At 31.4% G+C, this 12559-nt stretch carries 10 protein-coding genes; 5 read left to right on the top strand and 5 right to left on the bottom strand.

The features are described 5' to 3' along the window. The first annotated feature begins 36 nt into the window (after nt 1-36). The 4 genes from RG22_RS03850 (at nt 37) to RG22_RS03835 (ending at nt 5612) form a co-directional block, all read left to right on the top strand. A complete protein-coding gene (locus RG22_RS03850) occupies nt 37-915 on the top strand; it encodes a PPK2 family polyphosphate kinase (protein ID WP_034041019.1) in 879 nt (292 codons plus the stop codon). 179 nt (nt 916-1094) lie between these two features. Continuing rightward, on the top strand, nt 1095-2522 hold the full coding sequence (locus tag RG22_RS03845) for a M20/M25/M40 family metallo-hydrolase (protein ID WP_034041017.1): 1428 nt from the start codon (nt 1095-1097) through the stop codon (nt 2520-2522). 41 nt (nt 2523-2563) lie between these two features. Further along, nucleotides 2564-3118 (top strand): hypothetical protein, encoded by a 555-nt coding sequence (locus tag RG22_RS03840; RefSeq protein ID WP_052143624.1) that lies wholly within the window; start codon nt 2564-2566, stop codon nt 3116-3118. A 205-nt stretch (nt 3119-3323) separates the two neighbouring features. Beyond that, nucleotides 3324-5612, top strand: coding sequence for an N-acetylmuramoyl-L-alanine amidase (locus tag RG22_RS03835; RefSeq protein ID WP_034041016.1), 2289 nt, complete (start codon nt 3324-3326; stop codon nt 5610-5612). A 339-nt stretch (nt 5613-5951) separates the two neighbouring features. On the opposite strand, the gene RG22_RS03830 is transcribed toward RG22_RS03835, so the two are convergent. The 4 genes from RG22_RS03830 to lysA all read right to left on the bottom strand — a co-directional run bounded on the left by RG22_RS03830 (nt 5952) and on the right by lysA (nt 10655). Continuing rightward, on the bottom strand, nt 5952-7133 hold the full coding sequence (locus tag RG22_RS03830; RefSeq protein ID WP_034041014.1) for an acetyltransferase domain-containing protein: 1182 nt from the start codon (nt 7131-7133) through the stop codon (nt 5952-5954). Nucleotides 7134-7148: 15 nt separating this feature from the next. Continuing rightward, complete coding sequence (locus RG22_RS17565) at nt 7149-7937, bottom strand: ester cyclase (RefSeq protein ID WP_162183637.1); 789 nt, start codon at nt 7935-7937, stop codon at nt 7149-7151. 381 nt (nt 7938-8318) lie between these two features. Further along, on the bottom strand, nt 8319-9239 hold the full coding sequence (locus RG22_RS03815) for a sterol desaturase family protein (RefSeq protein WP_034041012.1): 921 nt from the start codon (nt 9237-9239) through the stop codon (nt 8319-8321). Nucleotides 9240-9392: 153 nt separating this feature from the next. After that, the gene (gene lysA / locus RG22_RS03810; RefSeq protein ID WP_262507885.1) at nt 9393-10655 is read right to left on the bottom strand and encodes a diaminopimelate decarboxylase; all 1263 of its coding nucleotides are present in this window, start codon (nt 10653-10655) and stop codon (nt 9393-9395) included. Between the two features lie 175 nt (nt 10656-10830). Here lysA and sucC point away from each other — a divergent pair, with 175 nt between their 5' ends. Beyond that, nucleotides 10831-12021, top strand: a complete 1191-nt coding sequence (gene sucC, locus RG22_RS03805; protein ID WP_034041009.1) for an ADP-forming succinate--CoA ligase subunit beta — start codon at nt 10831-10833, stop codon at nt 12019-12021. Nucleotides 12022-12114: 93 nt separating this feature from the next. Here the strand turns inward: sucC and RG22_RS17965 are convergent, their stop codons facing one another. Further along, nucleotides 12115-12501, bottom strand: coding sequence for an integrase core domain-containing protein (locus RG22_RS17965; protein WP_052143623.1), 387 nt, complete (start codon nt 12499-12501; stop codon nt 12115-12117). Between the last annotated feature and the right edge of the window lie 58 nt (nt 12502-12559).

The raw sequence follows: 12559 nt of genomic DNA, 5'->3' as shown, positions 1-12559 counted from the left end.
TTATATATTTAAAAACGATAATAAATACCATACATTTTGAAAACTATTGATACCAGCGATTTTAAAATCACATCAAAAATAAAATTAAGCGAGCAACCTTCTAGTTATCGTTTAGACGCTTCAAAAGACGATTTAGTAAACGCCTTACAATTTGTAAGTAAAAAACTTGGGAAGCTACAAAATACTATGTATGCACACGATAAGTATGCTGTTTTAGTGTGCATACAAGGTATGGACACTTCTGGAAAAGATAGTTTAATACGCGAGGTTTTTAAAAATTTTAATGCAAGAGGCGTTATTTCGCATAGTTTTAAAGTGCCAACCGATTTGGAGTTGGGTCACGATTATTTATGGCGCCATTACGTCGCATTGCCCGAACGCGGTAAATTTGCTATTTTTAATAGGACACATTACGAAAACGTGTTAGTAACACGTGTTCACCCAAATTATATATTAAATGAAAAGATTCCATCGGTTAACTCAATTGACGATATCGATGATAAGTTCTGGGATAAACGATTTGAGCAAATCAATAATTTTGAAAAGCACATAGCCGAAAATGGTACCATTATATTTAAGTTTTATTTGAATCTTTCAAAAGACGAGCAAAAAAACAGATTACTCCGTCGATTAAATAAAAAGGAAAAACATTGGAAGTTTTCTCCAGACGATTTAAAAGAGCGAGCCCTTTGGGATAAATATCAAGACTGTTATGAAGATGCTATAAATAGAACATCAAAGCCACATGCGCCATGGTATAATATTCCAGCAAACGATAAATCTACAGCACGCTATATTGTTGCCAAAATCATGTACGATACCTTAAGCAAATACACCGATATTCAAGAACCAGAATTAGACGATAAAGTAAAAGCAAATTTAGATGAATACATAAATCAGTTAAACAACGAGTAGTCGTTTTTGGACTTTTTAACACGCTTTCACTACTCAATCTTTTTGCGAAAAAAGCAAAAAGGATTTCAAACATGCCGTTCAATCGTTAACGCACCTGCAGCATGTAATTAACACAAATTTATGTTTAAAGTTAGCACTCAACTTTCAATAAATAGTATATTTAAATCAAAAATATATATATGATTCATTTAAGACCATTCATTTTTATTTTAGCCATATTATTATCAATTCAATCCAACTCACAAACTGATGAACAAGTTATAAGAGAAATTTATACGCAATCTTTAACAAATGGTAAAAGTTACGATTGGTTAAATCATCTTTCAAACCAAATAGGAGGAAGGTTATCTGGCTCATTAAATGCCGAAAAAGCAGTGGCTTATACCAAAGAGGAACTAGAGAAACTAGGATTAGATAAAGTTTGGTTACAACCTGTTATGGTGCCAAAATGGGTTCGTGGTGCAAAAGAATATGCTTATATAGAAACAAAATCAAAAGGTTTCGAAACAGCAAAAACTACCACCGTTAATATTTGTGCATTAGGCGGTTCTGTGGCAACAAACCCACTAGGTATAAAAGCAAATATTGTTGAGGTTAAAACGTTTGAAGAATTAAAAGCTTTGGGCGAAGAAAAAATTAAAGGAAAAATAGTATTCTATAATAGACCCATGCAACCCGAATTGATTAGCACATTTGAAGCCTATGGTGGTTGTGTAAATCAGCGTTATTCTGGAGCAGTTGAGGCCTCTAAATATGGAGCAGTTGGTGTTATTGTGCGCTCAATGAGTTTAAGATTAGACGATTACCCGCACACAGGCGCTATGAGTTACGGCGATTTACCTAACGAAAAACGAATTCCTTCTGCGGCAATTAGTACAAACGATGCAGAATTGTTAAGTACAATGCTGGAACTAGATAAATCCATAAGTTTTTATTTTAAGCAAAGCTGTAAACAACTAAAAGATGTGTTATCGTATAATGTTATTGGCGAGATTACTGGTAGTGAATTCCCTAGCGAGTATATGATAGTTGGTGGGCATTTAGATTCGTGGGATTTAGGTGATGGGTCGCATGACGATGGTGCTGGTGTTGTACAGTCTATGGATGTTTTAAGGCTTCTTAAAGAATCTGGAATAAAACCAAAGCGCAGTATTAGAGTCGTGTTATTTATGAATGAAGAAAACGGATTACGTGGTGGCAACAAATATGCTGAAGTTGCCAAACAAAAAGGCGAAAACCATGTTTTTGCTCTTGAAAGTGACTCTGGCGGGTTTACACCTCGTGGTTTTAGTTTCGATTGTAGTGATGCCAATTTTAATCAAGTCTTAAATTGGAAACCTTTATTTAAACCTTATTTAATTCATTATTTTGAAAAAGGTTATGGAGGCGCAGATATTGGTCCTTTAAAAACGGATGCTGTGGTGCTAGCTGGTTTGCGCCCAGATTCGCAACGCTATTTTGACCATCATCATGCTAGTAATGACACATTTGAACATGTTAATAAACGCGAGTTAGAATTAGGGGCAGCAACTATGACTTCACTAATATATTTGTTTGATAAATATGGTGTTAATCCTATTCCTAATCAAAAAGCAATAAAAAATTAGTACTTATTATATGTGAGCTAAAGAACAATAAACATTAACAGATGAAAAAAATAATTTTAATATTATTAATAGTATTTACTTCAACAATTATGGCACAAAGTGAGGAGGAATTGCCGTATTATGAAATTCCAGAACATCCAGAAACTTATACTGCAGGAACTGTTACAGCTAGAATGGTTGATGGTTTAGGATTTAGGTATTATTGGGCAACTGAAGGATTACGACCAGAAGACTTAAATTATAAACCCAGTGAAAGTGGACGAACAAGTGCAGAAACGATTGATCATATTTTTGGTTTATCTAATTTTATTCTGAATTCTATTTCTAGCGAAGAAAGAAAAAAAGATGCTAACGAATTGTCTTTTAATGAAAAAAGAAAACAGACTTTGTTGAATATTAAAAAAGTCTCAAATATTTTAAGAGCATCAGATGATATTTCTAAATATGATAACGATAGATTTCCGTTTTGGAATATAATAAACGGTCCAATTGCAGATGCCCTTTGGCATTGTGGGCAAGTGGTTATGCTTCGTCGTGCTTCTGGAAATCCGTTTAATTCTAAAGTTAGTGTTTTTAGAGGCAAATTGATGGATTAGTATTATTGAATACACTTTTGCAAATTATTAACAGGTTATTTGCTGTATTTTGTCTTAATTTGCTGTATTTGACTTGGTATTGCCGTATTTTTTGCATTTTTTTTGCATTTTTTATCGTTTTTATTTGCGTTTCAACTGTTATTATAAATTTATCTGATATAATAGATTAATTTTAGTATTCGTTTTACTTAATAATAACATAATTATGAAAAAAAATACTTCAGCATTTAAAATTAGCCGCATTTCGTTATTTGTTTTTTTTGTTTTTACTTTTGTGTCTTTCTCACAAGATAAAAGCATTGAAATCCCCTTGCAGTTTTCAAGTATTGAAAATGGAAATAAAGGCAATACTAAAAGTAAAACACATTTAATTAGTTATAATAACACGTCTCCTTTTGTTATGTTAAGCGCTTATACTAAGGATTTAGAATTTAGTAATGCGGTGTATTATAGAGTGAAAAATAATAATGTATGGGGAAAATGGATTGTATTTAATGATTCACATGATGGAGAAACTTTTGATAGAAAAGTTTATGCACCTGCTTATTTAGAAAGTGCATTTGAAAGTATTCAGTTTAAAACAGATAAGGCTGCTAAGTCTAAATTTGTTTTTAGAATGTTTTTTCCAGAATTCACAAATACCTATGAGAGTACAAAAAACGCTGTCACAAATCCAACAACAGTAAGTAGGGTTTTTGCTAGCTGTTTACAACCTGTTTTTCAAGATAGATTAGATTGGTGTCCAGATGGTACGTGCCCAAAAAATAATAGTCCTTCAACCATAAGTCCAACACATGTTGTAGTGCATCATTCGGCATCTGATACTTCTAGTTCAGATTATGCTGCCGTTGTTCGTGGTTATTGGGATTTTCACGTTAATACAAATGGCTGGAACGATATAGGTTATAACTGGCTTATTGACCCAAATGGAGTTATTTATGAAGGGAGAGGAGATAGAGTGCGAGGAGCGCATTCACCATGTATGAATGGAACATCTTCTGGGATTTGTTTTATAGGGAATTATGAAACGGCTACGCCGTCTTCTGCAGGTATACAAGCATTAAAAGATTTTATCGCTTGGGAAGCTACAGATAAAGGTATAGATATAGAAGCAAGTAGTAATGTAACAGCTTTAGGATCTATAGATCATCTGTCAGGTCACAGAACAGGAAAAGATGATTATCCATCATCTAACTGTACAGCTACGCTTTGTCCAGGGGCTAATTTATATAGTCAAATTTCAAGTATTCGTAGTAGTGTAGCAAGTTATTCGTGTTATATATCTAGTAATAGTGTGCCATCAATACCTAAATCGTTTAGCGCTATTCGTAGTGGCGGTTCAAGTGTCGATATTCATTTTAGCTCTGTGGATACAGCAACTAGCTATGGTGTTTATATAAGTACAGATAATTTAACTTTTAGTAAAGTAACAGAATCTGCATCTACAACAATTCCAATAACAGGTTTAGCCGAAGGAGTTGTTTATTATTTTAAAGTTGAAGCGATTAATAGTAATGGTTCATCTAACTTATCTGAAGTAGTTGCAGCCATACCAAGTTCATATATATCTCAATTTTTAATTATTGATGGTGTAGAAAGAAGAGCTTCAAATGCTAATTTTGATGCTATTGAGCAATACGACTATCCGATGACACAATTAGGGCATACATTTTCGTCTGCAACTAATGATGCTGTATTAAACGGACTTGTGAATTTAAGTGATTTTAAATTTGTTATATGGATGTTGTTAGATGAAAGTACCGCGGATGAAACTTTTAGCAGTAGTGAACAAACTAAAGTTTCAGACTTTATAGATGCAGATGGAGTATTTATAGTTTCTGGAAACGAACTAGGTTGGGATTTAGCCAGAGGAGCACAATCTACAGCTGCCGATAAAGTATTTTATAATACAGTTTTAAAAGCAGATTATGTTGCAGACAATCCAACACCATTAAACTATATTGTTAATGATAATAATAGTGCTAGTTATAATTTAGTACAAAACCCAAATGATATTTTAGATGCTAGATATCCAGATTTAATAAAGCCAATTAATGGCTCTGTAAATATTTTTACTTACAGTGGAATTTCTTCTTCAACGGGAGTTGCAGGTGTAAGTTCTACAACTGCGCAAGGTGGAGTAGAATATTTGTCATTTGCAATTGAAAGTGTTTCTAATGACATGCAGCGTAAAAGTCTTATTGAATATATTTTAAGTAAATATAGTGCTTACCTGTCTGTTGATGATGGTTATATAAAACAAAATATAGTTTTATATCCAAACCCAAGTACAGGTATTATTAAAATATCTAACCCTAATTCTCTGAAATTAAATAATATATTGGTTCTTAATACTTACGGACAATTATTAAAAAATAAGGTTAGTAATAATAATACAATAGATTTAAGCCGTTTATCAAATGGTATATATTTTGTAAAGATTGAGAGTGAAACTGGTAAACAAGGCACATATAAAATTATTAAAACAGATTAATTTTTAGTCATTAGTTGAAGAATTTTATCATTAATTTTAAATGATCTGGCACTAACCAAGGTGGTGTAGCAGCAATATAAAAACTATCGTATTCATTTTCTTCTTGACATTTTTGATATTTAATATAGAAATATGCAAATGATGCTACAATAATTAAAGCGAGTAAACCATTATTTTTTTAAGTTATAAGCTAATAAAAGTGCCAATAACACCGTAGCCAAAAACAATAGCACTGCCAACAAGCATTTGTCCTTTTCCGGCTTCGGTTATACTTGAATAAATCAATCCTTAAAAAACTATAAGCTTTTAAACAATTGATGTGCCATAATTAAAAGCGAACTACAAATAACTCAACCACCATTTATCTTTATTAGTAGCTTTGTAAATCATATATTTTTTACTCGGAAAGTAGAGTAGTGCTATAATACCAATCCAAACCATATATACTACAAAAAGCGAATAACCGTAATTTATAAGTTTTGCATTTTGGAATACTTCGGCAGTTAGTATCATGTCTTTCCACTCACCTCCAAAAATTAGTATGCCAATTATTGCAAATACATGAATAACCAAAACATGCAAGAAATAGTAAAACAACGGAACGCGACCAAAAACTAAAAAGAAATCTGTTATTTTATTTTTAACACGTTCTATACTGTATAAAAACAACAACGAAGGACCGATAGTTATTAATAAATATGAAAGTGAAGGCGGATATTTGGTAACACTAAAAAATGACAACATCGTTTTTGTAGTAGTATCTTGTATTTGCCATGGAACTAAGTCACCATATATATTTACACCTCTAATTAAGAAGAATAATACAGTAGCACCAAATCCTAAATAGAGTAGCCATTTTTTACGTAAAATAATATCAAAACCTTTTTTATAAAACGTACCAAAACAATAGCCTAAAATAATTAATCCAAACCAAGGTATTATAGGGTATTTAAAAACAAAAAGTGTATTACCAATATTAATAAACTTTTCTTGATGTAATATATACCAAATTATAGATTTGAAACTTGTACCCTGAACAACTATATTATCTAAATAATTATGACCGGTAACTAATATTAAACCTATAATGAGTAATACTCTGATAGGGAAAAAAATGATGAATGATAATAGTAACATACACAATCCTATAGCCCAAATAACTTGAAGAATGACAAAACTATTGGTAATATCAAATTTCCAAACAAAATTATTTACTACAAAGGCAAGAAAAATTAGCCATAAACCTCTTGTAAATAAAAATTTAAAAAGTTCTGGTTTTGTTTTTTTGCTTCCATATAAAAACGCTGAAGTTCCTGCTAGAAATATAAATACCGGTGCACAGAAATGAGTTATAAAGCGTGTGAAAAATAAGAAAGGTGTTGTGGTTTCCAAATTTGAGGGATCTGTAAAAAATGATCCATAATGAAAATAATCTCTAACATGGTCTAATGCCATAATAATCATTACTAGACCTCTTAAAATATCTATGGATTCTATTCTGGTCGATTTTAATATCAACATTTATATATTTTAAAATTACTTCTTCATAACGTCAACTATTCCTTTTGTATCAGCATATTGCTGAAAGCTTATTATTTTTCCGTCTTTAAGAGTCCATAAATGAGCCATTTGTAAATTTATAACAGCACCATTTTTTTTGTATTTTGCTTGATAACGACCCGTTGCTAAAACCTTGTTGTTTGCCATTTCATTTAAGTTAATATCAGTAAGATTCCAATATTCCCAATCACTTCCAATTCTAGCAAAAACACCTTTTCTTATAGCATCAAAACCTATATATGGGTTGCCATCTGCAAATGGAAAATTTTCGGCTTCATTCCATACAATTTTGGTGTCCATAACTGCCCCAACTGCAGGAATATCACCTGTTTTAAAATCGTTGTAAAGTTTTTCTATAATAGAAACGTTTTCTGGTGATGATACGATTCCTAATTGCTGCATAAATACCATATTATCCATAAAATCTTGCTCTTGAGCAATTTTTCCATCTTTCATTTTTACTAGTGTTGTGCCTTCTACATTTACTATATTTCCTGTGGCTGACATACCAAAAAAATCACCTGTATGTTTTCCAACAAATTTCCAATGTTTTACAAGCTTATCATCTTGCCCGAATAAATCAACAATAGTAAATTTTACATCCGAAAATCCTGTAGTAAAATTTCTGTAGTAAGCTTTAAAATTCTCAATACCAACAATGCTTTCTGGACTATAAACGAGAGTGATATCTTTATCAAAATTAGTGCCATTAATCTCATCTAGATTTCCATTGTTTATCACTTCGTCCCAGACATTTGAGTACATTTTAATGTTGTTTTCAACTTTGGAATTATAACAAGATGTCATACAGAGTACGAGTAAAAAAATAAAAAGTGTGAAGGAATTTTTCATTATGATTGGTTTTTGGTTGGTTAATATGTATTGATTAAAATTTAATTTTAATCAATAATAAGGTATGCTATTAAAATGAAAGAAAAGCAGATGGGAATATAAAAAATAGATTTTGTTTCTTGTTGAAACATCTATAATTTGGTTTCTTCATGTTGTCTTTCATTATATTGTTATTAACAAAAAAAAGACTCAGGGAATTATCTTATAATATTAATGTATTTTTCAGTAATTAACAAACATATTGTGAAATGGTCATTAAATAAGTTATAAATAAAAAAAAATGTTTAATATTTATTAAGAATTTTTTAATTGTTTTTGCTGTTGCTTTATGGTTAGTGTACTTCCATCATGACTCCAACCTGGGGCTCCAAAAGCATACATAAATTTATGATACCAGTTTTTAGACTTTTTCATGTCGTTCCAGATATCTTTATATTCATGTGTTAAAATAACTAATGGATTATATGAGTTAGGTGGGTGAGAAACTCCATATTTTATATCTATAGTGTCGTCAAGTTCTTTCCAAGTGCCAAAAAGTCTGTCAAAAATATTCAGAAAGCCACCATGATTTTTATCCATGTATTCTACATTTTGTGCATGATGTACTTGATGCATGGTATGGGTGTTAAATACTCTTTCAACAACCCCCATTTTAGGTATAAAAGCAGAATGTAGTTGAAATTGCCATAAAGCTTCAATGCCTAAGCATACAACAAGCATTTCTGGAGGAAAACCAAGAGCAGGAATCCACATATAAAAAAAAGGTTTATAAAAAATAGTAAACCAACCATTTCTTACTGCGGTGCCTAAATTAAATTTATTTGAAGAATGGTGTACAATATGAGCAGCCCAAAGTAAGCGTACATTATGGTTTTGTCTGTGAAACCAATAATAACTAAAGTCATCTAGCAATTGACAAATAAGCCATATGTACCATGCATAACCAAAAGATTTCCAACCCATAATGTTAGTACGAATACCATCTATTTCTGGATTAAAAACATCGTAAACATAATTAAATAGAACAATGGCTGCAATAGTTTTAGTAAGAGGAGCAATAATGGTTGAGCCTATACCCATTGTAAGACTAGCTGATAAATCTTTCCAATTATATAAATCTTTTTTTTTGTTATTATGTTTGCTATATGCTAATTCTAGGAGGATAAGACCAAGAAAACATGGAACACCATAAACTAATGGGTTAGTGAAATTCATTAAAATATTGTCATTTGCTCAAAAATAGGTCGATTTTTTATTCTTACTTTAGTTTTTCGTTAGAGTTTTTAAAATAAAACCCTGTATCTATTTTAACGGACAGATACAGGGTTGATTATATATTATTATTATTTATTTTGTTAGAGTTGTCTTTTATTTAACCAATTCTTTTTCTTTTTTAGTTGAGAAATCAACTTCTACCTGATTTTTCAAAATATCATCAAAAGTTTCTCTTTTTCGTATTAAATGTGCTTTGTTATTGTACCATAAAACTTCTGCTGGACGATAACGTGAATTGTAGTTACTCGCCATAGAAAAGCAGTATGCACCTGCGTTTTTAAAGCATAATATATCGCCTTCATTTATTTCATTAATACGACGATTGTTTCCAAAAGTATCCGTTTCACAAATGTAACCTACAACCGTATAAAAACGCTCGCGTCCGTCAGGGTTAGATAGGTTTGTTATATCATGATGCGACCCATAAAACATGGGGCGAATTAAATGATTAAACCCAGAGTCAACTTGAGCAAAAACCGTTGAAGTCGTTTGTTTTACTGCATTTACGGTTGTTAAAAATCTACCAGATTCACTAACTAAAAATTTTCCAGGTTCGAAAGCTAAGGTTAATTCTTTGCCATAGTCTTTACAAAATTGATTGAATTTAGAAGATAGTTTTTTTCCTAATTCTTCAATATTGGTTTCTATATCTCCAACCTTATAAGGTACTTTAAAACCAGATCCAAAATCTATAAAGTCTAAATTTTTAAATGCTTTAGCGGTTTCAAAAAGTATTTCGCTGGCATATAAAAACACATCTATATCTAAAATATCACTACCTGTATGCATGTGAATGCCATTAATAGTCATTTTGGTATTTTCTACAATACGCAATAAATGTGGAATTTGATGGATGGAAATACCAAACTTAGAATCTATATGCCCTACAGAAATATTACTATTCCCTCCAGCCATAACATGAGGGTTGATACGTATACAAACAGGAATATTTGGATGCTTTGTACCAAATTGCTCTAAAATAGCTAGGTTATCAATATTTATTTGAACACCTAGTTTTGCTGCTTCTTCAATTTCTGCTAACGACACGCCATTAGGTGTGAAAATTATTTCTTCAGGCGAAAAACCTGCAGCTAAACCAAGTTGTAATTCTTGAATTGAAACAGTATCAATCCCAGAACCTAAACGTTTAAATAATTTTAATATAGAAATATTTGATAAAGCTTTTACAGCATAATTTAACTTTAAAGTCTTAACACTTTTAAAAGCACTAGTTAAGCGATTATATTGCGCTGTAATTTTTTCAGCATCATAAACGTAAACAGGGCTTCCGTATTCTTTCGCTATGTTTAGCAACTGGTTATTAGTCATAAGTACAACATTATTTTTTTCAAAGATATTTTATTATTTTCAAAATAAAATTAATAATCACAAAATTAATCAAATTAAACAAAATGTTTAATATTTAACAACTTAGTTGTTGCAACTTTAATTTTCTTCATTCCTAAATAAAATATTAGCGTAATTAATAGCTATTATTTACATTTGCGCATCTTAAACTATTAAGCAAGTTATGAATTTACACGAATATCAAGGTAAAGAAATATTAAGCACTTTTGGAGTACGTATACAACGCGGTATTGTAGCCCAAAATGCACAAGAAGCTGTTGCAGCTGCAAAACAATTAACACAAGAAACTGGTACGAGTTGGCATGTAATTAAAGCTCAAGTTCATGCTGGAGGACGTGGTAAAGGTGGAGGTGTTAAGCTTGCTAAAAACTTGCAAGAGGTAGAAACCATAGCTGGACAGATTATTGGGATGAATTTAATTACTCCTCAAACTTCTGCTGAAGGAAAGAAAGTACACCAAGTTTTAATAGCTGAAGATGTGTATTACCCAGGCGAAACCGAAACCAATGAATTTTATATGTCGGTATTATTAAACCGTGGTACTGGGCGTAATATGATTATGTATTCTACTGAAGGCGGAATGGATATTGAAACAGTAGCTGAAGAAACACCACATTTAATATTTACAGAAGAAGTTGATCCGTCTGTAGGTTTAATGCCCTTTCAAGCAAGACGTATTGCTTTTAACTTAGGACTGTCTGGATTGGCATTTAAAGAAATGACAAAGTTTGTTACTAATCTTTATATGGCTTATGTAAAATCGGATTCGTCTTTGTTCGAAATAAATCCAGTTTTAAAAACAAGTGATAATAAAATAATGGCTGTTGATGCTAAGGTTACCATTGATGATAATGCCTTATACAGACATAAGAATTACGTTGATTTACGCGATATACGTGAAGAAAGCGCTATTGAAGTTGAAGCTGGAGAACTAGGTTTAAATTATGTAGATTTAGATGGTAACGTTGGTTGTATGGTAAATGGTGCTGGACTAGCAATGGCAACTATGGATTTAATAAAGCAAGCAGGTGGTGAGCCAGCAAACTTTTTAGATGTAGGTGGTACTGCCGATGCAGCTCGTGTTGAAGCAGCTTTTAAAATTATATTAAAAGACCCAGCTGTAAAAGCCATTTTAATTAATATTTTTGGAGGTATAGTACGTTGCGATCGTGTGGCTCAAGGTGTTATTGATGCTTATAAGAATATGGGGAACATTAATGTGCCTATTATTGTACGTTTACAAGGAACCAATGCAGACATTGCAAAAGAGTTAATTGATAATTCTGGTTTAGATGTAATGAGTGCTACCGAATTTCAAGAAGCTGCAGATAAAGTACAACAAGTATTAGGTTAATTTGAACAATGTCACTTTAAACCTAGTCGAAGAGTCTTAAATTGTCTAGTCCTAAATAATCGATACAGATTAATAAAGGATTAAATTTATAAATTAAACCTGAACAATATTACTATTGTTCAGGTTTTTTGATTTATATCGTTTTGGTTTTAAAGTGTTTTGTTGATGCATTTGTATTGGAGTTAACATGTTGTTAGACCAATGCGGTCTTTTTTTATTGTAAATTTTTATTGCATTTTTAATTAAAATGATCCTTAGCTTTAAATCCACATTGTGTTTCGCTATACCAAATTCTTGTTTTAAAATACCATTTATACGTTCTGCGATAGCATTTTCATAAGGATCATATTGTTCAGTCATACTTGGTTTTATAAAGTTATCTTTTAGTTTTTCTTGATAGTCATCAGAACAGTATTGTAAACCTCTATCAGAATGATGAATCAAACCTTTTTGTTTATATTTTCTGTTTTTAATAGCCATTTCCAAAGCTAATATAGAACCAGATGCATTTAAATTGATGTGCCATAATTAAAAGCGA

The organism is Wocania ichthyoenteri Th78, assembly GCF_000789235.1.
In the GTDB taxonomy this organism is placed as follows: Bacteria; Bacteroidota; Bacteroidia; order Flavobacteriales; family Flavobacteriaceae; genus Wocania_A; species Wocania_A ichthyoenteri.
Note: the sequence above shows the minus strand (reverse complement) of the source record. Positions and strands in the feature narration are given on the sequence as shown.